General features: G+C 49.9%; 30 protein-coding genes and 1 tRNA gene. 13 read left to right on the top strand and 18 right to left on the bottom strand.

Annotated elements, in window-relative coordinates; all coding sequences use genetic code 11:
- Positions 1-45: 45 nt before the first annotated feature.
- The 3 genes from OGW44_RS15410 (at position 46) to OGW44_RS15420 (ending at position 1,565) form a co-directional block, all read left to right on the top strand.
- Positions 46-159 carry a YceO family protein gene (locus OGW44_RS15410; protein ID WP_003036148.1) on the top strand — a complete coding sequence of 38 codons (114 nt, stop codon included), beginning with the start codon at positions 46-48 and terminating at the stop codon, positions 157-159.
- Between the two features lie 262 nt (positions 160-421).
- Positions 422-988 (top strand): cytochrome b, encoded by a 567-nt coding sequence (locus tag OGW44_RS15415; protein WP_016152615.1) that lies wholly within the window; start codon positions 422-424, stop codon positions 986-988.
- A 1-nt stretch (position 989) separates the two neighbouring features.
- The gene (locus OGW44_RS15420) at positions 990-1,565 is read left to right on the top strand and encodes a YceI family protein (RefSeq protein WP_016152614.1); all 576 of its coding nucleotides are present in this window, start codon (positions 990-992) and stop codon (positions 1,563-1,565) included.
- A 46-nt stretch (positions 1,566-1,611) separates the two neighbouring features.
- Here the strand turns inward: OGW44_RS15420 and trhO are convergent, their stop codons facing one another.
- Positions 1,612-2,664, bottom strand: coding sequence for an oxygen-dependent tRNA uridine(34) hydroxylase TrhO (trhO, locus tag OGW44_RS15425; RefSeq protein ID WP_016152613.1), 1,053 nt, complete (start codon positions 2,662-2,664; stop codon positions 1,612-1,614).
- Between the two features lie 220 nt (positions 2,665-2,884).
- Between trhO and OGW44_RS15430 the strand changes: the two genes are divergently transcribed.
- The 3 genes from OGW44_RS15430 to OGW44_RS15440 all read left to right on the top strand — a co-directional run bounded on the left by OGW44_RS15430 (position 2,885) and on the right by OGW44_RS15440 (position 5,640).
- The gene (locus OGW44_RS15430; RefSeq protein WP_049282344.1) at positions 2,885-3,805 is read left to right on the top strand and encodes a Kdo(2)-lipid IV(A) acyltransferase; all 921 of its coding nucleotides are present in this window, start codon (positions 2,885-2,887) and stop codon (positions 3,803-3,805) included.
- A gap of 155 nt (positions 3,806-3,960) precedes the next feature.
- On the top strand, positions 3,961-5,181 hold the full coding sequence (gene mdtG / locus OGW44_RS15435; RefSeq protein WP_046274768.1) for a multidrug efflux MFS transporter MdtG: 1,221 nt from the start codon (positions 3,961-3,963) through the stop codon (positions 5,179-5,181).
- An 81-nt stretch (positions 5,182-5,262) separates the two neighbouring features.
- On the top strand, positions 5,263-5,640 hold the full coding sequence (locus OGW44_RS15440) for a MysB family protein (RefSeq protein WP_016152610.1): 378 nt from the start codon (positions 5,263-5,265) through the stop codon (positions 5,638-5,640).
- Here OGW44_RS15440 and OGW44_RS15445 read toward each other — a convergent pair whose 3' ends face one another.
- The 3 genes from OGW44_RS15445 to mdoG form a co-directional block, all read right to left on the bottom strand.
- Complete coding sequence (locus OGW44_RS15445; RefSeq protein ID WP_016152609.1) at positions 5,641-5,868, bottom strand: YceK/YidQ family lipoprotein; 228 nt, start codon at positions 5,866-5,868, stop codon at positions 5,641-5,643. It lies immediately after the preceding gene.
- A 75-nt stretch (positions 5,869-5,943) separates the two neighbouring features.
- The gene (gene mdoH, locus OGW44_RS15450) at positions 5,944-8,472 is read right to left on the bottom strand and encodes a glucans biosynthesis glucosyltransferase MdoH (protein ID WP_019076449.1); all 2,529 of its coding nucleotides are present in this window, start codon (positions 8,470-8,472) and stop codon (positions 5,944-5,946) included.
- Positions 8,465-10,000 (bottom strand): glucans biosynthesis protein MdoG, encoded by a 1,536-nt coding sequence (mdoG, locus tag OGW44_RS15455; RefSeq protein ID WP_087121841.1) that lies wholly within the window; start codon positions 9,998-10,000, stop codon positions 8,465-8,467. The genes mdoH and mdoG overlap by 8 nt, the downstream gene beginning before the upstream one ends.
- Positions 10,001-10,271: 271 nt before the next feature.
- On the opposite strand from mdoG, the gene mdoC reads away from it, so the two are divergent.
- Positions 10,272-11,432, top strand: coding sequence for a glucans biosynthesis protein MdoC (mdoC, locus tag OGW44_RS15460; RefSeq protein ID WP_016152606.1), 1,161 nt, complete (start codon positions 10,272-10,274; stop codon positions 11,430-11,432).
- Positions 11,433-11,456: 24 nt separating this feature from the next.
- On the opposite strand, the gene OGW44_RS15465 is transcribed toward mdoC, so the two are convergent.
- The 6 genes from OGW44_RS15465 to csgB all read right to left on the bottom strand — a co-directional run bounded on the left by OGW44_RS15465 (position 11,457) and on the right by csgB (position 15,334).
- A complete protein-coding gene (locus tag OGW44_RS15465; RefSeq protein WP_087121833.1) occupies positions 11,457-12,896 on the bottom strand; it encodes a phospholipase D family protein in 1,440 nt (479 codons plus the stop codon).
- Entirely contained in the window at positions 12,880-13,422 is a 543-nt protein-coding gene (gene ymdB, locus OGW44_RS15470) for an O-acetyl-ADP-ribose deacetylase (RefSeq protein ID WP_016156177.1), read from the bottom strand. The genes OGW44_RS15465 and ymdB overlap by 17 nt, the downstream gene beginning before the upstream one ends.
- 100 nt (positions 13,423-13,522) lie before the next feature.
- Positions 13,523-13,843 carry a YmdA family protein gene (locus OGW44_RS15475; RefSeq protein WP_016152603.1) on the bottom strand — a complete coding sequence of 107 codons (321 nt, stop codon included), beginning with the start codon at positions 13,841-13,843 and terminating at the stop codon, positions 13,523-13,525.
- A gap of 151 nt (positions 13,844-13,994) precedes the next feature.
- On the bottom strand, positions 13,995-14,327 hold the full coding sequence (gene csgC, locus OGW44_RS15480) for a curli assembly chaperone CsgC (RefSeq protein WP_016152602.1): 333 nt from the start codon (positions 14,325-14,327) through the stop codon (positions 13,995-13,997).
- Between the two features lie 61 nt (positions 14,328-14,388).
- On the bottom strand, positions 14,389-14,838 hold the full coding sequence (gene csgA, locus OGW44_RS15485) for a curli major subunit CsgA (RefSeq protein WP_016156176.1): 450 nt from the start codon (positions 14,836-14,838) through the stop codon (positions 14,389-14,391).
- A gap of 40 nt (positions 14,839-14,878) precedes the next feature.
- Positions 14,879-15,334, bottom strand: a complete 456-nt coding sequence (gene csgB, locus OGW44_RS15490; RefSeq protein ID WP_019076446.1) for a curli minor subunit CsgB — start codon at positions 15,332-15,334, stop codon at positions 14,879-14,881.
- A gap of 759 nt (positions 15,335-16,093) precedes the next feature.
- On the opposite strand from csgB, the gene csgD reads away from it, so the two are divergent.
- The 4 genes from csgD to csgG are packed head-to-tail and all read left to right on the top strand — an operon-like array spanning position 16,094 to position 18,439.
- Complete coding sequence (csgD, locus tag OGW44_RS15495; protein WP_003036091.1) at positions 16,094-16,744, top strand: biofilm master transcriptional regulator CsgD; 651 nt, start codon at positions 16,094-16,096, stop codon at positions 16,742-16,744.
- A 4-nt stretch (positions 16,745-16,748) separates the two neighbouring features.
- Positions 16,749-17,141: a curli production assembly/transport protein CsgE gene (gene csgE, locus OGW44_RS15500; protein ID WP_016152600.1), complete on the top strand. Its 393-nt coding sequence runs from the start codon at positions 16,749-16,751 to the stop codon at positions 17,139-17,141.
- A gap of 25 nt (positions 17,142-17,166) precedes the next feature.
- Positions 17,167-17,580: a curli production assembly/transport protein CsgF gene (gene csgF, locus OGW44_RS15505; protein WP_016152599.1), complete on the top strand. Its 414-nt coding sequence runs from the start codon at positions 17,167-17,169 to the stop codon at positions 17,578-17,580.
- A 25-nt stretch (positions 17,581-17,605) separates the two neighbouring features.
- A complete protein-coding gene (gene csgG / locus OGW44_RS15510) occupies positions 17,606-18,439 on the top strand; it encodes a curli production assembly/transport protein CsgG (RefSeq protein ID WP_016152598.1) in 834 nt (277 codons plus the stop codon).
- Positions 18,440-18,486: 47 nt separating this feature from the next.
- Here the strand turns inward: csgG and OGW44_RS15515 are convergent, their stop codons facing one another.
- The 4 genes from OGW44_RS15515 to ghrA form a co-directional block, all read right to left on the bottom strand.
- On the bottom strand, positions 18,487-18,969 hold the full coding sequence (locus OGW44_RS15515) for a DUF1097 domain-containing protein (RefSeq protein ID WP_016156175.1): 483 nt from the start codon (positions 18,967-18,969) through the stop codon (positions 18,487-18,489).
- A gap of 101 nt (positions 18,970-19,070) precedes the next feature.
- Positions 19,071-19,625 carry a TorD/DmsD family molecular chaperone gene (locus OGW44_RS15520; protein WP_016152596.1) on the bottom strand — a complete coding sequence of 185 codons (555 nt, stop codon included), beginning with the start codon at positions 19,623-19,625 and terminating at the stop codon, positions 19,071-19,073.
- A 23-nt stretch (positions 19,626-19,648) separates the two neighbouring features.
- Entirely contained in the window at positions 19,649-20,386 is a 738-nt protein-coding gene (locus OGW44_RS15525; RefSeq protein WP_185654359.1) for a phosphatase, read from the bottom strand.
- A gap of 86 nt (positions 20,387-20,472) precedes the next feature.
- A complete protein-coding gene (gene ghrA, locus OGW44_RS15530; RefSeq protein ID WP_185654358.1) occupies positions 20,473-21,411 on the bottom strand; it encodes a glyoxylate/hydroxypyruvate reductase GhrA in 939 nt (312 codons plus the stop codon).
- 235 nt (positions 21,412-21,646) lie between these two features.
- Between ghrA and OGW44_RS15535 the strand changes: the two genes are divergently transcribed.
- Positions 21,647-21,734: transfer RNA gene (locus OGW44_RS15535), tRNA-Ser, on the top strand.
- 187 nt (positions 21,735-21,921) lie between these two features.
- Complete coding sequence (locus tag OGW44_RS15540) at positions 21,922-22,290, top strand: hypothetical protein (RefSeq protein ID WP_185654357.1); 369 nt, start codon at positions 21,922-21,924, stop codon at positions 22,288-22,290.
- A 57-nt stretch (positions 22,291-22,347) separates the two neighbouring features.
- Here OGW44_RS15540 and phoH read toward each other — a convergent pair whose 3' ends face one another.
- From phoH to efeO, 4 genes are all read right to left on the bottom strand, one after another.
- Complete coding sequence (phoH, locus tag OGW44_RS15545) at positions 22,348-23,136, bottom strand: phosphate starvation-inducible protein PhoH (RefSeq protein ID WP_016152592.1); 789 nt, start codon at positions 23,134-23,136, stop codon at positions 22,348-22,350.
- Complete coding sequence (locus OGW44_RS15550; RefSeq protein ID WP_016152591.1) at positions 23,115-23,411, bottom strand: hypothetical protein; 297 nt, start codon at positions 23,409-23,411, stop codon at positions 23,115-23,117. The genes phoH and OGW44_RS15550 overlap by 22 nt, the downstream gene beginning before the upstream one ends.
- A 246-nt stretch (positions 23,412-23,657) precedes the next feature.
- Positions 23,658-24,941: an iron uptake transporter deferrochelatase/peroxidase subunit gene (gene efeB / locus OGW44_RS15555; RefSeq protein WP_185654356.1), complete on the bottom strand. Its 1,284-nt coding sequence runs from the start codon at positions 24,939-24,941 to the stop codon at positions 23,658-23,660.
- A 5-nt stretch (positions 24,942-24,946) separates the two neighbouring features.
- Positions 24,947-26,074, bottom strand: a complete 1,128-nt coding sequence (efeO, locus tag OGW44_RS15560) for an iron uptake system protein EfeO (RefSeq protein WP_016156169.1) — start codon at positions 26,072-26,074, stop codon at positions 24,947-24,949.
- Positions 26,075-26,091: the final 17 nt, after the last annotated feature.

Raw genomic sequence — 26,091 nt, forward strand, 5'->3', positions numbered from 1 at the left:
ATGGCCTCGTTGGTGAGGCCATTTTTAATGACAGGAATAACGTTGATGCGCCGCATCTTTCACTATCTGGTTAATAATATTCGCGAGCATCTTATGCTCTACATTATTTTATGGTCGCTGCTGGCAATTATGGATGTGATATATATTATGTTTTTCTGAACCCGCAACGCTGACACTAATTGACATAAACTGATATTAACTTAATTTTCATTGCAATTAACTGAACAAGAAAAATACCTTAAACACCCAGAAACCAAGCCTTAATGTCATCCACCCCTACTAATTCCTTGATGATTACTTCACAATTCAATCAATTTTATTGAATCAAAAACAAATATCACCATTATTGTTATTTATTAGTTGCATTAATGTCTTTTACGCGCCATTTTCATTCACTTCTGAAATATCTAACGGTGCACTTATGCAATTCAATAATACTCCACAACGCTATGGCGTGGTGTCTGCCGCTTTGCACTGGCTGATTGCGATTGCTGTATATGGCATGTTTGCGCTGGGATTGTGGATGGTCACGCTCAGCTATTACGACGGCTGGTATCACCAGGCCCCTGAACTGCATAAAAGCATCGGCGTTGTGCTTATGATGGGGCTGGTTATCCGCGTCGTCTGGCGGTTGATCTCCCCTCCTCCTCCTGCGCTGGCAAGTTATTCCCGTTTCACCCGCATCGCGGCGGCACTGGGTCACCTCGCGCTATACACATTGCTCTTTTCTATTGTCATCAGCGGGTATTTGATTTCCACCGCTGATGGCAAAGCGATAAGCGTATTTGGTTGGTTCGACATTCCTGCCACCCTTGCCAATGCGGGCGCTCAGGCCGACCTCGCCGGTAGTCTGCACCTGTGGCTTGCGTGGACCGTGGTGGTTTTATCGCTTCTGCACGGACTGATGGCCCTGAAACATCACTTTATCGATAACGACGATACCCTGAATCGCATGTTGGGAAAATCGTCATCTGACTATGGAGCTTAAAATGAAAAAAAACCTGCTGGGACTTACACTCGCCTCTCTGTTATTCACCACCGGGTCAGCCGTGGCGGCAGATTACAAAATTGACAAAGAAGGACAGCATGCCTTTGTTAATTTCCGTATTCAGCACCTGGGTTACAGTTGGCTGTACGGCACATTTAAAGATTTCGACGGGACTTTTACCTTTGATGAGAAAAATCCCGCAGCCGATAAGGTTAACGTCACCATCAACACCAACAGCGTTGATACCAATCACGCCGAACGCGACAAGCACCTGCGTAGCGCAGATTTCCTTAACGTGGCCAAATTCCCGCAGGCGACCTTTAGCTCTACCAGCGTGAAGAAAGAGGGGAACGACCTGGATATCACCGGTAATCTCACCCTGAACGGCGTCACCAAACCGGTTACGCTGGATGCGAAGCTGATCGGTCAGGGCGGAGATCCGTGGGGTGGCACGCGTGCGGGTTTTGAAGCAGAAGGTAAAATTAAGCTGAAGGACTTCAACATCACCACCGATCTCGGCCCGGCGTCTCAGGAAGTCGATCTGATCATCTCAGTGGAAGGCGTCCAACAGAAGTAACATATGAGTTGCCGGATGGGGCTAAAGCCGCCATCCGGCATGATGACTATTGCGCAGGGTCCGGAATACCCAGTTTGGTATTCAGGCGACCACGTGACTTATTAAAAATTTTGTTGCCATTTTCACGTCCGGCGCGCAGACGACGTTGCTCTTCTTCCGGCAACTTACTCTCTTCGCTACACAACTCGCTACAGCAGCCGTTATACTTCTGCGCGCAGGCCGGACACTGGATAAACAACAGATGGCAGCCATCATTTTTGCAATTAGTATGGCTGTCGCACGCCGTTCCGCACTGATGGCAATGCGCAATAACATCTTCAGAAATCCTTTCGCCCATACGCTCATCAAAAACGAAGTTTTTACCGACAAAACGTACAGGAAGCCCCTGTTCACGTGCCTTGCGGGCATATTCAATAATACCGCCCTCAATGTGCCAGACTTTGCTAAATCCGTTGTGTTTCATCCAGGCGCTGGCTTTCTCACAACGGATCCCGCCCGTGCAATACATAACGATTTTTTTATCTTTATGCGCCTGCATCATTTCAACGGCTTTCGGTAACTGGTCGCGGAACGTGTCTGCCGGGATTTCCAGCGCATTCTCGAAATGGCCCACTTCATATTCATAGTGGTTGCGCATATCAATGAATACCGCGTCAGGATCGTCCAGCATGGCGTTTACTTCCGCCGCCTTCAGGTAATCACCTACGTTGCTGGCGTCAAATTGCGGATCGTCAATGCCATCCGCCACGATGCGTTCACGCACTTTCATGCGCAGCACCCAGAACGATTTACCATCATCATCCAGCGCGATATTCAGACGTAACCCGGCGAATGCGGGATCAAACGCATAAAGCTGCTGGCGGAATGCCTCGACGTTGCTTTGCGGTACGCTGATTTGCGCATTGATTCCTTCATGGGCAAGATAAACGCGCCCGAAGACGTTCAATGCAGTGAACATCTGGTACAGCGCATCACGCGTGTGCTGAGGATTGGCGATGGTGAAATATTTATAGAATGAGATCGTCGTGCGCGGCTCGGTCTCAGCCAACATTTTGGCTTTGAGCGCATCGTTCGAAATGCGGTTGTGTAACACTGGCATGGTGTACGTATCCTGCAAATAGGGAGAAAATGAAAATCGGCGGCATAATAAAGCAAACACCGCCAATTTACATCCACACATTTTACGCTACATTTCTTACTCCAATATAAAAGTGCAACAACAATTGCTGGTTTAATCACCGTTCTCCCGTCACAAATTTTTGATATGCGCGAAAAAATGCGACAATACAGGCAATTGGTCGTTTGAAGACAGGATAGACATGACGAATTTACCCAAGTTTTCGGCTGCGTTACTGCATCCACGTTATTGGTTAACCTGGCTGGGCATTGGCATCCTTTGGTTAATCGTGCAGTTACCCTACCCGATTCTTTACAAGTTGGGCTGCGCATTAGGTCGTCTGGCATTACGTTTGATGAAACGTCGGGCAAAAATTGTTTCCCGTAATCTGGAACTGTGCTTCCCGCAAATGAGCGAGCAGGAACGCCAGCAGATGATCATCAAGAACTTCGAGTCCGTGGGCATGGGCGTGATGGAAACCGGAATGGCCTGGTTTTGGTCTGACAAGCGCATTTCACGCTGGACGGAAGTTATCGGGATGGAACATATCCGCGACGTTCAGGCGCAAAAACGGGGAATTTTGTTAGTGGGTCTGCACTTTCTGACCCTTGAACTGGGTGCGCGTCAGTTTGGTTTGCAGGAGCCGGGGATAGGCGTATATCGCCCTAACGACAACCCACTGCTCGACTGGCTACAAACCTGGGGCCGTATGCGCTCTAATAAATCCATGCTCGATCGTAAAGACCTGAAAGGAATGATTAAAGCGTTGAAAAAAGGCGAAGTGGTCTGGTACGCGCCGGATCATGACTACGGTCCCCGCGCCAGCGTATTTGTCCCGCTTTTTGCTGTTGAACAGGCCGCAACAACCTCCGGGACCTGGATGCTTTCACGCATGTCGAATGCCTGCCTGGTACCGTTTGTTCCTCGCCGCAAGCCTGACGGTAAAGGTTATCAATTGATTATGCTGCCTCCGGAGTGTTCACCGCCGTTAGACAACGCGGAGACTACGGCTGCGTGGATGAATAAGATTGTTGAGCAATGCATCATGATGGCCCCAGAGCAGTACATGTGGCTACACCGTCGTTTCAAGACGCGTCCTGAAGGTTCACCTTCCCTGTACTAAAGCACGGTTGCAGTCCTGCGGACTGCAACACCTTCCCTGCCCGCTTTAGGTTTAACTGCTATCCGCATTGCAGCAACTATCTACCAGGCGCATAATTAGCCTGCTTGCTTATATTCAATCGATAGCGCAAACAGCGCGCCACACTGCGGAACGCTATGTCACCCTCAGATGCTCCCATAAACTGGAAACGCAACCTCACCGTTGCCTGGTTGGGTTGTTTTTTAACCGGTGCAGCATTTAGCCTGGTTATGCCCTTTTTGCCCCTCTATGTCGAGAGCCTCGGCGTCACGGGTCATAGCGCCCTGAATATGTGGTCAGGTCTGGTCTTCAGCATCACTTTTCTCTTTTCTGCCATCGCCTCTCCTTTCTGGGGTGGACTTGCCGATCGCAAAGGGCGAAAAATCATGCTGCTGCGTTCCGCATTGGGTATGGCGATTGTGATGCTGCTGATGGGGCTGGCGCAAAATATCTGGCAGTTCCTGGTCCTGCGCGCCCTGTTGGGTCTGCTCGGCGGTTTCATTCCCAACGCCAATGCGCTGATCGCCACCCAGGTTCCGCGCAATAAAAGCGGCTGGGCGCTGGGAACGCTTTCCACCGGCGGCGTCAGCGGCGCACTGCTCGGACCGTTGGCAGGCGGGCTGCTCGCGGATCAGTACGGACTACGCCCGGTATTTTTCATCACCGCCAGCGTACTGCTGGTCTGTTTTATCCTGACGCTATTTTTTATTCGCGAACGTTTCCAACCGGTGAGCAAGAAAGAGATGCTGCACATTCGCGAAGTCGTGGCCTCGTTAAAAAATCCCAAACTGGTGCTGAGCCTGTTTGTCACAACGCTGATAATCCAGGTGGCAACCGGGTCCATCGCGCCAATTCTGACGCTGTACGTTCGAGAGTTGGCTGGCAACGTCAGTAACATCGCCTTTATCAGCGGGATGATTGCTTCCGTACCGGGCGTGGCTGCGTTAATTAGCGCCCCGCGACTTGGCAAATTAGGTGACCGAATTGGCCCGGAGAAGATCCTGATTGTTGCTCTGGTCATCTCCGTGCTGCTGCTTATTCCAATGTCGTTTGTACAATCGCCCTGGCAACTTGCCGTTCTGCGCTTTTTATTGGGGGCCGCTGATGGGGCTCTGCTCCCGGCAGTACAAACGCTGCTGGTCTATAACTCAACCAATCAGATCGCCGGGCGTATTTTCAGTTATAACCAGTCATTTCGCGATATCGGTAACGTAACGGGACCGTTAATGGGGGCGGCAATTTCCGCCAACTACGGTTTTCGCGCCGTCTTCTGCGTGACCGCGGGCGTCGTACTGTTTAACGCTTTCTACTCGTGGAATAGTCTGCGCCGTCGCCGGAGCACTGAGGCTACGGGATGATTTTTGTGCATTCATACTTGCAATATCGGAGAATCAACTATTATTTTCCTGAATACTTCATTAAATCAAAGGGAGACTCTGATGACCATGTATGCCACGCTGGAAGAAGCCATTGATGCCGCTCGTGAAGAATTTCTGGCTGATAACCCTGACCTTGAGCCCGACGAAGCCAGCGTTCAACAGCTAAGCGTACAAAAATACGTGCTACAGGATGGTGACATTATGTGGCAGGCGGAATTCTTTGCTGATGAGGATGAGGGCGAGGGTGAATGCCTGCCAATGCTGAGTGGTGAAGCGGCCCAAAGCGTTTTTGATGGCGACTATGATGAAATTGAAATCCGTCAGGAGTGGCAGGAAGAAAACACGCTTCACGAATGGGATGAAGGTGAATTCCAGCTGGAACCTCCCCTGGATACCGAAGAGGGTCAGACCGCGGCCGATGAATGGGATGAGCGATAGCTACTCGTAAGGTCCGTGGTGAATGTCGAGCGGGAGCAGCAAGGTATCAAACACCAGCGAAAATGGCAGGTCGAGGATGGTGACGTAGCGCCACGCGGAGTCCCGGACATCCCATTGCACGCCAGGATAGTATTGGTTTCCGTGCCCTTGCCCTGGGATAGTTCGGCTAATAATACTGCCGCATCCGCTCAGCAAGCACACCATGATTGCCACTGCCAATATTCGCACCTGATACCTCACGGCTCTTTTATTTAGTATAAAAAAATACCGGCACCAGGCCGGTATTTTCACGTTACATAACGCTTACTTTTTCCTGAGCGCCAGCGGATTCAGGGTCAGTCCCTGGTAGTAATTCACCCACGAAGAATACTTATCAGGTGAATTCCAGACGCGATAGTGCAAACGCGCCATCGTCACCGGATCGCTCAACAGCACCAGACGGCGGTCACGGTTTAGTTTCTCCGGCGTTTCGTTCAGCGCCTGCTCCACATGGCGGTCACGGGCAATCTCAAGCACGTTACTCGCGCGGTGACGTGCAGTCGCCATTGCCGTTGCCAGTGCGTTAAATGACGGGTTAAACACCGCATGCATAAAGCCGTCGTCCAGTGTACGATTGCGGTTCATCACCAGGTAGGTATCCGTATCCACCAGCACCTGCGGCGGAGAATACTCTTCCGGGATCAGGAACAGCTTCCAGCGCTTGGTACGTAACCCAACCGTGGAACGGCTGGAAATCACGGAAACAAACGGCGACAGGATCAGCGAGAAGACAATCGGCGCCAGCCAGAACAGGAAACGCAGATCCAGCCAGGCCATACCTACCGCCCACACCAGCCCCAGCAGTAACTGAGAACCGTGACGCATAAATGCTTCACCCCACGGGGTGGAATCGTCATCACGCTGCGGTGAATTCCACACCACTTCCCAACCGAGGAAGGCGCTCACGACAAAGACGGTATGGAACAGCATACGCACCGGCGCCAGCAGCACGGAGAACAGAACCTCCAGCAGCAGCGACAGCGTGACGCGGATAAACCCGCCGTACTCTTTCGTCCCTTTACACCAGATGAGCAAAATACTCAGCAGCTTCGGCAGGAACAGCAGCACCATCGTAGAAGCAAACAGCGCGATCGCCAGTTCAGGACGCCACTGCGGCCATACCGGGAACAGCTGGCGCGGTTGCAGGAAGTACTGTGGTTCCGTCAACGCATGCACCACCTGCAATGCGGTCGATAACGCGAGGAACATAAACCACAGCGGCGCGGACAGATAGGACATAACGCCGGTCAGGAACACCGCACGGTGAACCGGGTGCATCCCCTTCACCAGGAACAGACGGAAGTTCATCAGGTTGCCATGACACCAGCGACGGTCACGCTTGAGTTCATCCAGCAGGTTCGGCGGTAGCTCTTCATAAGAGCCCGGCAGATCGTAAGCAATCCACACGCCCCAGCCGGCACGACGCATCAACGCCGCTTCGACGAAGTCATGGGAGAGAATCGAACCCGCAAACGAGCCTTCGCCCGGTAACGGCGCAAGCGCACAGTGTTCGATAAACGGCTTCACGCGAATAATCGCGTTATGGCCCCAGTAGTGCGATTCCCCCAATTGCCAGAAGTGAAGTCCAGCGGTAAACAACGGACCATAAACACGGGTCGCAAACTGCTGACAGCGCGCATACAGCGTATCCATACCGGAAGCCTTCGGTGAAGACTGGATAATCCCGGCATTTGGATTCGCTTCCATCAGGCGCACCAGTCCGCTCAGACAGTCACCGCTCATCACGGAGTCAGCGTCCAGCACCACCATGTAGCTGTACTGATTTCCCCAGCGACGGCAGAAGTCATCAATGTTACCGCTTTTACGCTTCACGCGACGACGACGACGGCGGTAGAAAATCTGCCCTTCGCCTTGCACTTCGGCAATCAGCTCCATCCACGCTTTTTGTTCTGCTACGCAGATATCAGGGTTGTAGCTGTCGCTCAGGATGTAAACATCAAAATGCTCGGCGTTGCCCGTCGCTTTGACCGACTCCCACGTGGCGCGAAGTCCCGCGAATACGCGGTCAACGTCCTCGTTACAGATCGGCATAATCAACGCGGTCCGGTGTTCGGGATTTAACGGTTCGTCCCCAACCGTTGAGGCGGAGATACTGTACTTATCTCGCCCAATCAACAGTTGCAGGAAGCCCATCAGCGCGGTCCAGAATCCTGCTGAAACCCAACAGAAAAGCACGGCAAACAAAATGAGAATGCCGGTCTGGAGCATGTAGGGCAGCAGTTGCATAAAGGAGACCCATAAATCCTGCCCCATCATGTCAACAGGATTAATGAATGCCCACCCCTGATACGGAAGGATCGTCTTCATATACCAGGTTGCGACGACCGTTTGCGCCAGCGTTAAGATCAACAACGTATAGCGGCGGATGGTGCCAACCGTACGCCATTTTTGCTCGCTCTCCTGTTCTTCTTTCGTCAAACGCGAAAGATAACGCGGAGTCACATCGCGCCCGCGCAGGCGATCCCAAAAGCGGCCAACCGGGTTGGTACGCCAGGGATCGGGGAACATAGAGGTACGCGTTGCTTTTGGCATCGCCTGCAGCTGATCGCGCCCCTCATCGTCCTTAACCAACTGCTCTTTGGCCAGAGAATCAGGCCACGCCTGCTCCAGGCGAGCTTTCACCGAACCCTGCGGTGAATCATCTTCGCGCGAGTACGTACGATGCTCGGCATCCAGCGCCTGATGAACGGCGCGGATGTCAGTTTTCGGCAGTGCCGCTTTTTCGATATCCGAAAGCGGCATTGCGTCAATATACTCAGTTGTCTTATTCATTGGCAGGTAACTGGTAGCTCCAGGTTTCACTCAGCGTCTGATCGGCATTGACCAAGGCAGCACGCATTTCAGTGGTTTTCTTCACGTCTTTCACTTTCACGCGCAATACCAAACGCCAACCTTTAGAGACCGGGTTGTAGCGCACAGTACTTTCAACGATCTCGCCGTTGTCGCCAATACTGGTTTGTGCGGTAACCGGGGTATCCTGCGGCAGCTTTTTCATATCCGTGCCGGTAAAGTCCACCACAAACGCGATAGTGCCATCAGGCTGACGAATGAGGTTAGACTGTTTTACATCACCGGTAGAACGACGAGTCTGCTGGACCCAGGCGCTATCAGGGGCATGAAGCTTGTCTTCGTCACGCGTGAACGTCAGGGTGTACTTGAAGTTCATCTCTTTGCCGGCTTCAGGCAGTTGATCCGGCGTCCAGTACGCAACGATGTTATCGTTCGTTTCATCGTTAGTTGGGATTTCAACTAACTCAATCTTACCTTTACCCCAATCACCTTTTGGCGTGATCCAGGCGCTTGGGCGCAGATCGTAACGATCGTCGATATCTTCAAAACGCGAGAACTGACGGCCACGCTGCAGCAAGCCGAAACCTTGCGGGTTTTCCATCGCAAAGCTGCTCACCGCCAGATGTTTCGGGTTATTCAGCGGACGCCAAATCCACTCGCCGTTGCCAGCGTGGATCGACAAACCGTTAGAGTCATGCAGTTCCGGACGATAGTTGGTCGCCGGAGAAGGCTGGTTTGGTCCGTACAGGAACATACTGGTTAACGGTGCCACGCCCAGCTTGCCCACTTTGTCGCGCAGATAAACTTTGGACTGAACATCGACTACCGTGTCACGACCCGGAATGATGACAAAGCGATACGCTCCGGTTGCGCGCGGAGAATCCAGCAAGGCATAAATGGTCAAACGTTTGTCAGTCGGTTTCGGACGCTCGATCCAAAACTCACGGAAGCGGGGAAATTCTTCGCCAGAAGGCAGAGCGGTATCAATCGCGAGACCGCGCGCAGACAGACCGTAGACCTGCCCTGCCCCCAGAACACGGAAATAGCTGGCACCGAGCATGCTGACGATTTCGTCGTTTTTATCTTTGCTGTTGATCGGATACAGCACTTTGAACCCGGCGAAACCGAGATCTTTTACCGTGTCTTTATCATGCTGAACATCGCCAAAATTAAAATAATCCGGGCTGTATTTGATTCTTTTCACCGCTGTAGCGGTAACTTCGTTGATTTTGACCGGCGTGTCGAAGTACATACCCTGGTGGTAGAACTCGAGCTTAAATGGGGTCTTGAGATTGCTCCAGTAGGCTTTATCGCGGTTAAACTGGATCTGCTGATAATCCGCATATTTCATGTCGCGGAAAACGGAGGGCAAGTTACTTTTTGGCGCCTCATAGCCTTTACCGGCTAAGGATTGAGCTTGTTTTGCAACATCATCGATGCTGAACGCCCAGCTCGATGATGTGTACAGCGTTAACATAACTGCTGCACCCAACCAACGCATTTTCATCATTTGTAGTTTATGTTTCATAATTAGTAAGCACTTCCCCCTTTGTGTGCTTATATTGATCCGATCCATTTTAATGGATAATCGGGTATTCCGACAACTGAATCCCTGTATTGTTCGCGCGCTGGCTCATGGTTTAATCAGGTTCAACTACCTGTTTTCACTTTGCGTGCTTATCCTGGAGACAGGTTGTTGGACTTCGTGTAGGGTTGCCCTCGAATGTAACCATTATTCGTCTTAGGGATAAGACGAAAAGTCTGAGAATACATAACTGTCTATGAGCTCTGTATCACCACCACGCGAATATTTTCTTGACTCCATCCGTGCCTGGCTAATGTTGTTAGGGATCCCATTCCATATTTCATTGATTTACTCGACCCACACCTGGCACGTGAACAGCGCTGAACCGTCGTGGTGGTTGACCCTGTTTAACGACTTTATCCATGCTTTTCGCATGCAAGTCTTCTTTGTCATTTCGGGTTATTTTTCCTACATGCTATTTTTGCGCTATCCACTAAAGCGCTGGTGGAAGGTGCGTGTAGAACGCGTGGGGATCCCGATGCTGACCGCGATTCCATTACTTACGCTGCCGCAATTTATCATGCTGCAATACGTAAAGGGAAAAGCAGACAGTTGGCATACTCTCAGCGGCTACGATAAATACAATGCGCTGGCCTGGGAGCTGATTTCCCATCTGTGGTTTTTACTGGTTCTGGTCGTATTAACGACCGTGAGCATGTGGGTGTTCACCCAGATGAAAAACAGACTGACGCGTAGTGACGCCGCCAGCGCCCCGGCGGTGTCGATGACTAAATTATCGCTGATCTTCATCTTGTTAGGTGTCGGTTACGCTGCCGTCAGAAGGACAATTTTCATCCTCTACCCTTCGATTCTCAGCGATGGCATGTTCAATTTTATCGTTATGCAAACGCTGTTCTATGCGCCGTTCTTTATCCTCGGCGCACTGGCGTTTATCAACCCGAATCTGAAAGCGCTGTTTACCACACCGTCACGCGGTTGCACGCTCGGTGCTGCATTCGCATTTGTGGCATACCTGCTCAATCAGCGTTATGGCAACGGCGATGCCTGGATGTATGAAACCGAATATGTCATTACCATGGTCATGGGACTGTGGATGGTGAACGTCGTCTTTTCGTTGGGTCACCGTTTGCTTAATTTCCAGTCTGCCCGCGTGACCTATTTTGTCAACGCGTCGCTGTTTATCTATCTGGTGCACCACCCGTTAACGCTGTTTTTTGGCGCTTACATCACACCGCATATCACGTCGAATCTGCTGGGTTTTCTCTGCGGTCTGCTGTTTGTGGTTGGGATTGCGGTAATACTGTACGAAATCCATTTACGCATACCGGTGCTGAAGTTTCTCTTTTCGGGTAAACCGCCCGTTAAGCAGGATAAAAACAAGGCCGTAGCCGGCTAGTTTTTCCCTCAATCATTGTGTGGTTCAAAGCAGCCATTCAATGGGTAACACGGATGCCAGCTTTACCAGAATCCGCTTCCAGAATCCTGTGGCGGGTTCTTTTTTCAGGACCTGTTCACTGCCAGAAAGTCGGTCGACCCAATTAATTCTCCCCCAACGGTCAAGGCGTAGCTGCCAGGCCATATCACGCTGGCTTTGCATAAACCGTTTATGAATCAATTCGGCCAGCACTTCACTCTCAATCACAAATCCCATTTCTGTATTGAGCAGCGTCGAACGAGGATCAAAATTAAGCGAGCCGATAAACACTTTGCGATCATCAATACTGAACGTTTTCGCATGCAGGCTGGACCCTGAATTCCCGGTTAATCCACGATCGTGAACGACCGAGACGCGATCGCGGGTCGGTTTAAGTTCGTATAATTCTACACCGTAGCGCAGTAGTTTTTTTCGCCATCGCGCATAGCCCGCATGGACGATCGCCACATCATTCGCCGCCAGTGAATTGGTTAAAATGGCAATCTTGACGCCTTTTCTTACCAGTCTCAGGAGCTGCGCCACACCGGCACGCGTCGGCACAAAGTAGGCAGAAATAATATCAATACGTTCGGTCGGCGAGCCCATTACATCAAACAAACGCTGCGGTAATAGCGAGTGGCGCGGCGCTTTCCCTTCCCCTTTTGCAGGATCATCGCTCAGCAAACGCGTTTTGGCCCAAATCAGCGGCAGCGACCTTTGATCGAGACTCGACATAAACTGGCTGGTTTCCAGTTTATGCAGATAGCGGCGGGTAATATCATCGTTATACCAGGATTCGGGTAGCTCAATACGCTGCACAGAATCTGGCTCAGACATCTCAAGCACATTTTGTAACGTTGAAACCGAGCGACAGTGCCAGTAACGCTCAAAATCATCTGCCACATCTTTGACAACCGGCCCGATAGCCATGACGTCCAGGTCGGAAAACAGCGGTTGCTCACCCGCGCCAAAATAGGCATCGCCAATATTACGCCCACCAACGAGGGTCACCACGCCGTCAGCGGTATAACTTTTATTGTGCATGCGCCGATTAAGCCGGGCAAAATCGGTTAAATAGCCCAGCGCGCGCAGGATGCGAAAGGAAAACGGATTGAAGAGGCGAACTTCTATATTGGGGTGCTTATCCAGCAGACGCAGCGTGTCGTCCAGACCCGGCGTGTTGTTATCATCCAGCAGCAAACGCACCCGTACGCCTCGCTTCGCTGCGGCCAGCAGAACGGAAAATAACAATAGCCCAGACATGTCGTTTTCCCAGATGTAATACTGCACATCCAGGGTACGTTCCGCCATTTCCGTTAACCGATAGCGAGCAGCAAACGCATCCAGGCTGTCATCCAACGCAAGAATGCCGCATTCTCCCGGGTGGTCTTCGCAAAGGGGCGTGATGGCACGCTCAAGTCGCGTCATATCAGTCCGTGTGATCATCGCCTTGTTGTGTTAGCAATCTCTTATAAAGTTGAGCGTTTTCGTCATCAAAGCACACGAAGTATATCTGATCAGGAAGTGCGCGGCGGGTAATAAATTTCAGCACCGTTTTCACCGCTATTTCTGCCGCTGCGGCGCGCGGATAGCCATAAGCCCCGGTACTGATCGCCGGAAAAGCAATGGAGTGATAACCATTGGCCAGGGCCAGTTGCAGGGTGTTTAAGTAAGCTTCTTCGAGGCGTTCGGCCTCATGATGACCTCCCCCTTGCCAGACGGGTCCTACGGTATGAATGACCGCTTTTGCCGCAAGCGCCCCCGCCAGAGTGATCACCGCATGCCCTGTCGGGCATTCTCCTTGTTGCTGGATAACCTGTTTGCAGGCCTCCAGCAATGCTGGTCCGGCAGCGCGATGGATTGCGCCATCGACGCCCCCGCCTCCCAGTAGCGATGAATTCGCCGCATTGACAATCACATCAACAGCGACAGTCGTAATATCGCCATGTAACACATGAACACGTGATTGCATAAGTTCCCCCTGACAAAACACCATTCGTTAAGTGTACAGCAGGGTTTTCCCTTAAATCTCTCTTTTTAACCGTAAGTGTGCATATCTACGCCACAGCGAGTCATTTATATTCAATATTAAGAATCGCCATGTTTTTCTGTTCATTGAGGTAGTGCATTTTGACTGTGGCAATTTCCTGCACATTCTGAGGGGCTGTCGCGAGCTGTTGCGGGTTGTAAAGACTATTCTGGTTGGTGCCGTTGCGGATACATGACAATTCAATTTGCTGCTGCTGTCTGTTAACGTCGCAAGGTGATTCAACTATCGCTCCGCGAAAATGAATAACCCCGCCGGTTGTGATTTGCTGCGCAATTGCAGGGAGGGTTAAAAGAGAAAAAGCACATAAACTGGTACTTAAAATACGCTTTAATAATGTACACATAAGGGTTCCTCAATGATTAGCCATCTTTGAGGGATCGAAATGATCCTTCACCGCTACGATTAACGATCAAATACAAACGCTCACACGCTTCTATATTCATAGAACAGCAGCGCATTCCCAGCCACACCCTTAATGCAAATACAGCAAAAAATTATGGGTGACTGTTTGAGTCAGGCCATTGTTGCGACAGATGCAGAGACTGCCCATCTGAAACGGTAACGATAATTTTGACCGAATCCTCAGATGAAATATTAAAGCTCAGTTTGGTTAATTCAATCGGTCGATTAGCAGGGACCGAAAGGCTTATTTTCTGCTGCGACTGGCTTTGTCCCCCCTGCCCTTTACGTATGGCAAGGACTTGTACCTCACATACGCACGGTTGGGTTAACGTCACCTGAGGAATAATGGTGTACATATCACCTTGCTGAGTTGTATTGAATGTTATTTGATTTGCCAGCGCGGCAATGAGTAATAGCGTATGCATCATATTCTCCCGAAAAAAAAACAGGGCTCACGCCCTGTTTATTATCAGTCAGAAAACTGAATTAGTGTTGGTTAGCTGTAGCGTTGTTGCCAAAGCCAACTTGCTGAATCAGCACATTGGAGTCAGAAGCGGTCTGATTAACCAACGCACCGTTACGGCCACCGAACTGGGTTACACTAATATCAGCATTTTTAGCATTCCACTGATCGATAGTGGCATTGTTCTGGAAGCCAGTCTGTTTCAGGCTAATGGTACTGTCATCAGCGCCCTGACCAACTACAGCCCCGTTACCACGCCCCTGTTGTGTGATAGTGACATCTGATTTACGCGCATCACTTTGCAGAGCATTCGCAGCGTTGTTTGACCCATATTGGTAGATACTCAGTGAAGAGTCCGGGCCATAGTTACTACCGCCACCATGATGATTGCCGCCCCATTGCGGAACAACACCAGCCAGAGCACTGCCAGAAACTACGATTGCTGCGAATGCTGCCACTTTTAAAAGTTTCATGGTAAACCCCCATCGGATTGATTTAATCGTCGTTAATGGATTAGCGTTGAGTAACGCGAATTGCCATTTGCGACTGTCTCTGCACCACAACTGCTGTTTTTTGTGTACCGTACTGAGTAATATTGGCTTTATTACCAGAACCTTTCTGGATAATTACCGCCGTATTACCGTATGAACCTTGTTTAATACTCGCGTCATTGGAACTACCCGTTTGATCAATATATGCAAAGTTATATGATCCCGTCTGGTCTGTTTTCGCTCGGTTACCAGAACCTTCTTGCGAAATAACCGACAATAACTTCGAGCCCCCCTGTCGAGTATTTGCACTGTTCGCAGTGCCAACCTGACCAATAATGGCTGCCTGATTAAATGAAGACTTACTTAATTCATTTACCGCAAAGTTATATTCTGAGTTAGCTAAATCATAACTTGTAGCGGATGCAATCCCAGGCACACCCAGCATTGTAAACATCATAAATAACAACTTGTTTTTCATGTTGTCACCCTGGACCTGGTCGTACATAAGGTTAAATTATTTACCACTCAAATTATTGTTAACGTGACTTACATTTGTTAACGCCACGTTACGATGAAGAGTATGTCCGTTGAAACATTTTAAATAACTCACCCACCAGTTGTATTTTTATATCCAGATTCACCCCAAAGTACTAATTAACCGCAATTAACACCGTTATAGCTCTGGATTTTATTTCTTTTGTAACCCGATGAGTGAATTTCTATGCAGTAACAAAAAAACGCGTTTCCCGCGTTTTCTGGGCCTTGCAGACGGTAGTGGGATTGTCCTCGGTACAAGTCGTGACAAGTGTCATTTTTTTCTATCTAAAATTGTTCAACTTAAAGTGAGACAAAAAAATCAAAATTCATTAGAAATCTAAAACCATCTAATTATAATTTTATTTCTTAAAATTCAATAAGATATTATAATTTGTATGATTTTTTAAATCTATGCAATAACGCTAAAATGTACAACTTTACTATCAAATCTAAACTCCACAAAAACGCAAAAATCACATTTTAATATATAAATTTACATTATGTAACATGTTTAACACTTGCTTTAAGATTTGTAATAGCTAGATTGAAATCAGTTGAAGTCCATTTGTTTTAATATTTTCACCCCGTTGGGTCGAAGTTTTATTTCTACACAGCAGTGCAACATCTGTCAGTACTTCTGGTGCCTCTATTTTAGTAGAGGCAACTGTCAGGTGTGCGACTAAAAAAGTGGAGTTTCATCATGTTTAATGAAGTCCATAGTATTCATGGTCATACATTATTGTTGATCACTAAACCATCCCTGCAGGCAACTGCGTTATTACAGCATTTAAAGCAATCGCTGGCGTTAACCGGAAAACTACATAATATTCAACGTTCTCTGGATGATATATCCTCCAGCTGCATTGTTTTACTGGATATGATGGAGGCAGATAAAAAACTGATCCATTACTGGCAAGATAATTTGAGCAGAAAAAACAACAATATAAAAACTTTATTGTTGAATACCCCAGATGATTATCCTTACCGGGATATTGAAAACTGGCCGCATATCAATGGCGTATTTTACGCAACTGAAGATGAGCAGCGTGTAGTCAGCGGTTTGCAGGGTGTGTTGCGGGGCGAATGCTACTTTTCGCAAAAGCTTGCCAGCTACCTGATCACGCATTCCGGGAACTACCGCTATAACAGCACGGAGTCGGCATTACTTACGCACCGTGAAAAAGAGATCCTTAATAAACTGCGTATCGGCGCCTCAAATATTGAAATCGCGCGTTCACTATTTATTAGTGAAAATACGGTGAAAACACATCTTTATAATCTTTTCAAAAAGATAGCTGTCAAAAATCGTACGCAGGCGGTCTCGTGGGCCAATGATAACCTCAGGCGATAAAGCCATGAAACGCTATTTGACCTGGATTGTGGCAGCAAATTTGTTCCTTGCTGCCGGGAATCTACACGCGGCTGTAGAGGTGGAGGTTCCCGGACTGTTAACTGACCACACTGTCTCTTCCATTGGCCATGATTTTTACCGGGCCTTTAGTGACAAGTGGGAAAGTAAGTACACAGGAAACTTAACCATTAATGAAAGACCCAGTGCACGTTGGGGAAGTTGGATCACCATAACGGTCAATCAGGACGTTATCTTCCAGACTTTTTTATTCCCGACGAAAAGAGACTTCGACAAAATTGTGGTCTTTGCATTGGCAGAAACTGAGGAAGCATTAAATCGTCGGCAAATAGATCAAACACTATTAAGCACGAGCGATTTAGCGCGCGATGAATTCTAAAACATGATTTTGTCCGGAGGCTTTCATGCGTGTCAAACATGCAGTGGTTTTGCTCATGCTGATTTCACCATTAAGTTGGGCCGGAAATATGACGTTCCAGTTCCGCAACCCTAACTTTGGTGGTAACCCAAATAACGGCTCTTTTTTACTGAACAGCGCACAGGCGCAAAACTCGTATAAAGATCCGAGTGCCGGCGACTACGGCATTGAAACCCCAACAGCGCTGGATAACTTTACCCAGGCGATCCAGTCACAAATACTCGGTGGCTTACTTACCAATATCAATACCGGTAAGCCGGGAAGGATGGTAACCAGCGATTTTATCGTTGATATCGCCAACCGGGATGGACAACTGCAACTGAATGTCACGGACAGGAAAACGGGGAGAACGTCGACTATTGAAGTGTCGGGTTTACAAAATCAGTCGACCGATTTCTAAATTATAGCCACGAAAGGAAAAAATCATGCAGCGCTTACTTATCATGGTGGCAGTAATTTTACTCAGCGGATGTTTAACAGCCCCGCCGCAAGAAGCCGCTAAGCCGACATTAATGCCCCGAGCCCAAAGCTATAAAGACTTGACGCACCTGCCCATGCCTACAGGTAAGATTTTTGTCTCGGTATACAATATTCAGGATGAGACTGGCCAGTTTAAACCTTATCCGGCAAGTAACTTCTCAACCGCCGTCCCGCAAAGCGCCACGGCGATGCTTGTCACCGCATTGAAGGATTCTCGTTGGTTCGTTCCGCTGGAACGTCAGGGATTGCAGAACTTGCTTAACGAACGAAAAATCATTCGTGCGGCTCAGGAAAACGGCACAGTTGCCATTAATAACCGGATCCCTCTGCAGTCTCTGACCGCGGCAAACATCATGGTAGAAGGGTCAATTATTGGTTATGAAAGCAACGTTAAATCGGGTGGCGTTGGTGCGCGCTATTTCGGTATTGGCGCCGATACGCAGTACCAGCTCGACCAGATAGCGGTCAACCTACGTGTGGTTAACGTTAGTACCGGTGAAATCCTCTCATCGGTGAATACCAGCAAAACTATCTTGTCTTATGAAGTGCAGGCTGGGGTATTCCGCTTCATTGACTACCAGCGACTGTTGGAAGGTGAAATTGGCTACACCTCTAACGAACCGGTTATGCTTTGTCTGATGTCAGCAATTGAAACCGGCGTTATCTTCCTGATTAATGACGGGATTGATCGCGGATTGTGGGATTTGCAGGATAAGAAACAAGTTGATAATGACATCCTGGTTAAATACCGCCATTTGTCGGTACCTCCGGAATCCTGAGTGGTCGATACAGCATAAAAAGCGTGAGGAAAACCCTCACGCTTTTTTTATTTACTGGTCAGCGTCGACGATAGCCGATTCTCACGACGAGATGCCAGCCACAATCCGCTGTTTTTCATCGCATAGCCGAATACCAGCCCCAGCGCCAGAGAAGGCACGACCAACTGCCAGTCACCCTGCCCTGCAAACGTTGCGCATGCGCCAATAAAGGTACCCGGCACAAATGAAAGCAACCATTGCTTTGCCTGAATACACATTAGAAACGCGACAATTCCCGTCATGACATAACCAATAATGTCCATATGCGGGGCAAGCGCGCTACCGTTAATAATCACCAACGCCCACACCACACCGCTTAGCAGCGTACACGCCGAGATCCACAACCCTTTCAGCCCACCCTGCGGACAGGCAAAATAGGCCGTGCAGCCCAGAAAGCCAGCCCAACTGAGTAAACCAAGAGATACGGCCACCCATCCCCAAATCCCAGAGAGAATGCCCGTAGTGATTGCAATTGAGAGAAGTATGTTCATGCCGCGTATCTTAGCAGAAAAACGGCATGGGAATGAGATCGTGCACACAATTCATGCAATGATGTAATTTGAGTTGCAGTTTAATGAGATCTAAATCACATTTACTCTTCAGTATCTTCCTGCAATTCGTCCCACATCGCGCCAATGGCATCACGCGTTAACGGTGCCATGGTACGCCAGAACTGTGTGTTTGCGTGCGCTTCAACTTTGCCAAGGAACGTGCCGCACCAGGGCAACAGGTATTCCACAAACAAGGTTTCGAGTGCTTCACTTTCATCTTCCGCAGACTGGTCTTCAAGCCATGAAGCCGCCAGCAACAGCGTGCCAATATGATCTGCAGGCGTATCTGCCAGCGGCATTCCGCGGGCAGAAAGAAAAGCACGAACATCGGATTCTTTCGCCCCTTCTACCCAGGCGCTACGGTAAGGCGGCACCGCACACTCGTCGCCGACAAACAGCGCGTTGTAATCCGCAGCCAACTGAGGCATATCGCAGCTTTTCTGCAGACGAGTGAGCAGTTCGTCCTGTTCCAGCGGCCAGTTGGCGGACAGTTTACCTTCACTAATCAGGGTAAACAGAGGAACCAGTAAAGGGTCCTGCGGTTGGCGGTAAAACAGCGAGCCCAGTACACGACACAGGATAGAAAACTCGTTCATTGATATATTCCAGTTAGTAACAATTACAGTTCAGCAAATTCCGCGATCGGCTCCATGCTTCGCGATTCCAGAAACGCCAGCAGGCGTTTAGGGGTGACGTTTAAAATTCTGTCTTCCGGGAAATTTACATCATCCAGAATTTTACGGCATTCACCAAATTCACCCAGTGTGAAAGCGGTATGTGAATCCGATCCTAACGCCACCCAGCCTCCGGCATCACGCACTGCCGCAGCGACCGCGCGACAATTGTCCTCACTCCCCTTACGCGAATGCAAAAACGAGGAGTTATTGATTTCCAGCGCGACCTGGTATTTTGCCGCCGCCTGCGCAATCGCTGTGATATCCACGGGATATTTGGGATTCCCCGGATGGCTGATGATGTGCACGTGACCGCTGGCCATCGTGGCTATCATTGCCTGGGTATTGGTGTCTTTATCATGAGGTGCAAAAACCGGCTCATGGAAGCCCGCAATGATGAGATCCAGAGAAGTAAACATCGGACCTGAACAGTCGATTTCGCCTTCAATATTCTTAATATTCGCCTCGATACCGCGCAGGATCCCTACGCCATCGACGATACGAGGCCAAATGCGCATATTAATAAAGTGCCAGTGATGAGGCGCATCCGCCATGTCCGGTCCATGATCGGTTATGGCAAACAGCTTGATGCCTTTGCGATGGGCTTCAGCGATGTAATCACTTAAGGTGCTGTAGGCGTGGGTACTGGCGACGGTATGCATATGCAGGTCAACGGGATACATAACTCTCTCCTGTAGTCATTTTCCGTCAAGGATAGCAGGTATCGTCGCCATTTATTAGCTGAAACCCGGCACTTGCCGGGTTACCATCAATATCCCCGAACGCGATCAACCTGACCCGTTACGGATTTCCCACTTTCCAGGTCCAAAATCGTACGGGAGATGTAGTCCACCGCCTCTGCCGGGCGTGTTACCGCGGCGATATGCGGCGTCATTGCCACACGCGGATGTTTCCATAGCGGGCTGGTTTCCGGCAGCGGTTCACGGCTATAGACATCCAGCATGGCACCTTTCACTTTGCCGCTGTCCAGCGATGCCAGAAGATCGTCTTCATTGAGATGAACGCCGCGCGCCAGGTTGAGCACGTAAGCGCCATCCTGCAATTGGCTGAGTAAATCAGCGTTAATAATGCCTACGGTTTCTGCCGTATTAGGCAGGAGGTTGATCAGCACGCGAGTTTGACTCAAAAACGCGCCCAGTTCCTCGGTACCGGCGAAGCTTTCCACACCAGACCAGGATTTACGCGTACGACTCCAGCAGCGTAGCGGGAACCCCCATGCTTGCAGACTTTCTGCAACTTTTGCGCCTAAAACACCAGCGCCCATGATCCCGACGCTAAACTCATCGCGGGTATATTCTGGCAACGGTTGCCATTTCGCCTGGTTTTTTAATGCCTGGTAGTCATCAAAGCGACGGAACCAGTGCAATACCTGACTAACCGCATATTCCTGCATTTGCAGGCCCATCCCCGTATCTTCCAGACGGAAAAGCGGGATCGACGCATCCAACATTTCCGGATGAGCGTTTAGTTTACTGAGAATAGAATCGACGCCCGCACCCAGCGCAAATACGGCTTTTAATTTTCGTCCGGCGAGCATTTCAACCGGAGGATGCCAGACCAGCGCGTAGTCAGCATGCGCATTATCACCTGCCTTCCACTCACGGACCCGCGCGCCAGGTATGGCCTTTGTCAGCGCATTAAGCCACCAGATCGTATCGAATGTTGGGTGATAGAAAATTATATCCATAACGTCTCCTGAACATTGTTATGCGGAACGTACTCGCACTTATAATCATCATTTTTCGAGGGAACATCAGAGTAGCAAACTTTAGGGTGCTGGCAAAAAAAACAATTCCCGCTTATTTAAGCTGCATATTGATTGAAGTTTGTGTAAATGCACGTTTTTTTCAAAAAGTTGATTGACGCCGGAGCGGTATTTCCCTAAATTAGCGCCCGTTCCGGTAGCATAGGAACAACAATATGGTGAGGTGTCCGAGTGGCTGAAGGAGCACGCCTGGAAAGTGTGTATACGGCAACGTATCGGGGGTTCGAATCCCCCCCTCACCGCCATATTCGAGAAAGAGCTCGTACGCAAGTACGGGCTTTTTTTTCGCATGTGACCCGTCCTCAATAGCGTTAACCTGTAGGTCTGATAAGCATCGCGCTATCAAGCATCATCCCCCGCCCCGTTGCACATTATCCAAACCACTCTTATGCTGTAACAACCGCTTTCTCAAGCAATCAGGAAAATAACGGCATGTTAAACATAGAAGGAACTTTGCTTGATGAGATCATGTCGCAGGCAGACGAAGCAGGATTTATTCCCTTAAAGGTTTTCTCGCGAAAAATCCTCAAACGTACACCGAATGAAATAAATACGTTTTTCGATCCTGACAGCCGATTCTACGAAGAGTATCAGCGAACGGTTATTTGCAACGTCAGGCATAACGTCACCATTAAAAAAATCTACACCAGCAATGGGATCTTACGAAAAGAAACTACGGTAGGTGGGATTTATAAGGATGACCTGCTGACCTTTCTGGCACAAGCGCTAAAGAAAATAGACGAAAATAACCAGCTGTTTGACCAGGCCTGCGCCAACTACTGGAGCAGCAAAAGAAAGTAATCTGCTGACGTCAAATAACAAAGCCCGGTTTCCCGGGCCTTGAAGACGGAGTACTTATCAGTTGTAAGCATTGAGCGTCCGCTGACAGAGTGCCGAACGGACGCAATCGTCTTTATTGAAACGAACAATCCCAACCATATCATCTTCTTCGAAACGGGCCAGCGCATCGCTTAGCCCTGAGCGAACGTGGGCGGGTAGATCGCACTGGGTCACATCCCCGTTCACAATCACCGTCACATTCTCCCCGAGGCGAGTCAAAAACATCTTCATCTGTGCTGCAGTAACATTCTGAGCCTCGTCAAGAATGACCACTGCATTTTCAAATGTGCGTCCACGCATATAGGCGAATGGCGCGATTTCCACCTTACCAATCTCAGGCCGCAGGCAATATTGCATGAAGGAGGCGCCCAGACGTTTCACCAGCACGTCATACACTGGACGAAAATAAGGCGCAAACTTCTCGGAAACATCTCCAGGTAAGAAGCCGAGGTCTTCATCAGCTTGCAGAACTGGACGGGTTACAATGATCCTGTCCACGTCTTTGTGGATCAGGGCCTCTGCTGCTTTTGCCGCGCTGATCCAGGTTTTACCACACCCGGCTTCACCGGTAGCGAAGATCAGCTGTTTACTCTCGATAGCATTCAGGTACTGGGCCTGAGCTTCATTCCGCGCCGTGATTGGCGTGGCGTCGCGACTATCACGCGCCATACCAATCGCTTCTACGCCGCCCATCTGCACAAGCGAGGTGACCGATTCATCTTCACGTTGTTTATGGCTACGCGAATCCCGCCTCAGCACACGTTTTGCTTCACGACGAGCTTTGATCACTGCTTTTTGTCTTCCCATGGATAGCACCTTGAGTTGTAGGTATACATCACACGCGCCGTTGGCGGCACGATTATGCGCACGAACATCTGAGGGTTGGCTTCCTTGTAAGCCATTGCTTGCTTTCGGATAAGACGCCACACACGGCTACGCGCACCGTACAAGGTGTCAGTTACGAAGATAAGAAGTGAAAGGGAGAGAGATTTAGCGGTGACGAGGTGGCTACCGGAAGAGAAACGTCCGCGTAACGTACTGCAGCTACTGTGAAAAATGTGTCCAATACAGGACTTTTCCATCGCGATCTCCATAGTGAACGACTATCACCGCCGGGAACTACCGCTGTTTCTTATAATTACATCATAATCTTTCGTTAATGCAACAATATTTTTACTTGCTGTTAACTTAAATTCTATCTAATCACCAGAGACAGTCTCTTGCAGAGAGATGACAGAATTATTTCAGTCTCATACCGATCATAAAAAATAATTTGTTCATTCATACAGATGTCAGGAAAAGCCCCGCTGTACAACGGGGCGTGATCATCAGGCTTCGAGTAGAGATTGTCCCAGATATTGATCAGCGGTTTTGACACCCGGCAAAGCAAAGAAGTAGCCCCCACCAATTGGTTTGACGTACTCTTCCAGCGCTTCACCGTTGAGGCGTTTCTGCACAGTCAAAAAGCCTTTTTCCAGATCGTGTTGATAGCAGACAAACAACAGTCCCATATCCAGTTGACCGGATGGGGTCACACCGAGCGAATAACTGTAGCCACGGCGCATCATCAGGCTGGACTCGGTCTCTTTCGTGCGCGGATTCGCCAGGCGGATATGACTGTCGAGCGCAATCACCTCACCCTCGGGATCGCTGGCATAGTCAGGCACATCGTGCTCGTGCTGCATACCCAGCGGCGCGCCGGTGTGTTTATCTCGACCAAATATCGTTTGCTGCTCTTTCAGCGGCGTACGATCCCAGAACTCGACGCGAAACTGAATGAGCCTGACGGCCTGATAACTACCACCTTGCGCCCAGACAGGTTCGCCCTGCCCGTCCGTAACCCACACCACGTCTTGCATCAACTTCGCATCCGTCGCGTCCGGATTCGCGGTGCCATCCTTAAAACCAAGCAAGTTGACCGGGGTCTCTTTGCCTTTGCTGCGCGCGGCATGGTCGGAAATAAACCCTTCACGTTTCCAGCGCACGCTAAGGAGATCGGGCGTATGTTTAATGATATCGCGCAGCGCATGGATAACGGTGTCCTGCGTGTTGGCACAAATCTGCAGCAGCAAATCACCATGGCACAGCGCCGCATCCAGCGAATCATTCGGGAAGCGGGTCATTTTTTGCAGCTTTTTCGGCATCTGCGATTTCAGGCCATAACGTTCATCAAATAGCGAGGCGCCGACTGACAACGTCATCGTCAGGTTGTCTGGCGCAATGTATGCGCCGAGGATACCGGAATCCATAGGGGGTAAACGCGGGTTCGGCGTATCCGGCGCCGGCCCGCCCGTGGTCAGAAACGCAAATCGGGTAGTCAGCAAGCGGAACAAGCGTTCCAGATCAGCCTTATCGCTGGCGAGAACATCGAACGCCACCAGCATCATCGATGCCTGCTGCGGCGTCAGGATCCCTGCCTGATGCTGACCATAAAACGGCTGCGCTTCACTACGCGCATCGGGGGACAGCGTTCCCGGCGCGCTTTGTGGTTTTTGCGCGTGGGCAACCGGACATCCACCCGCCAGCGCCAGCGCCCCACCCAGGGCGCCCATCCCTTTCAGTAAACGTCGGCGTGAAGGTTCGCTCACGCCGTTTTCATTATCTTGCTGCATTTTGCTTAATCCAGACCCAGAACACCGCGTAATTGCGACAAGTCTTCCGCCAGCGTCGTGATTGGCCCTTTCAGCGCATTGCGATCGGCGTCGGTCAGTTTGTCATAGGTTTCAAAGCCGTCTTTGGTACGGTACTTGCTCAGAATGGTATCGACTTTTTTGAAGTTCGCATCCACCTTCGCCAACAGCTCAGCATTGGATTTTTGTAACTGAGGGCGCAGGAGATCGACGATTTTCTGCGCGCCATCGATATTGGCCTGGAAATCCCACAGATCGGTATGGCTGTAGCGATCCTCTTCTCCGCTGATTTTGCTGGCAGCGACTTCTTCAATCAGTCCTGCTGCCCCGCCAACCACTTTTGACGGTGGGAAGGCCAGTTCGCTAATACGCGTTTGCAGGTCAAGAACATCGCGGTTTAATTGGTCGGCATACTTGTCCATTCCTTTGGTGGTGTTGTCGCCGAACAACGCTTTCTCCAGGCGGTGGAAGCCGGTGAATTTAGGATCGGCGGCTTTTTGCTCATAATCATCTTCACGCGCATCGATGCTGCCGTCGAGATCGGAGAACAGTTCAGCAATCGGTTCAATACGCTCATAATGCTGACGGGTTGGCGCATACAGCGATTTCGCTTTTTCCAGATCGCCAGCTTTAATCGCATCGGTGAATGCTTTGGTGCCCGCAACCAGTTGTGCAGTTTCGGCTGTCACATAGGCTTTGTATTCCGTAATCGCGCCACTTAGGCTCAGCAGAGCATCACCCTGCGCGGCATCCGCCGTTGCGCTACCTTTTACAATTAGTTTACCTTTTGGGTTGGTCAACAGACCGCAGGTCATATCATATTCACCTGGCTGCAGGTTAGCTGTCATTTTCTGGCTAAAGCCCGGCGCAATGTTTTCACGTTCTTCAACCACCATAACCCCTTTAAGGATCTCCCACTCCAGCGCTTTCTGGCTGTGGTTCTGGATGATGAACTGCGTTTTCCCAGCGTTAACCGTGATCGTCATCGGCTCACACTGTTTGTCGTTAACCGTGACTTTCACCTGCGGAATATCGGCGGCTTGTGCAGAAAAAGCGGAGGCAAACAGCGCGGCAATACCCAACTGCAGCGCACTACGGCGAAAATTAAACGTCATAACCTATCCCTATAAAT

It is taken from the genome of Citrobacter sp. Cb023 (assembly GCF_030336805.1).
Classification (GTDB): Bacteria; Pseudomonadota; Gammaproteobacteria; order Enterobacterales; family Enterobacteriaceae; genus Citrobacter; species Citrobacter braakii.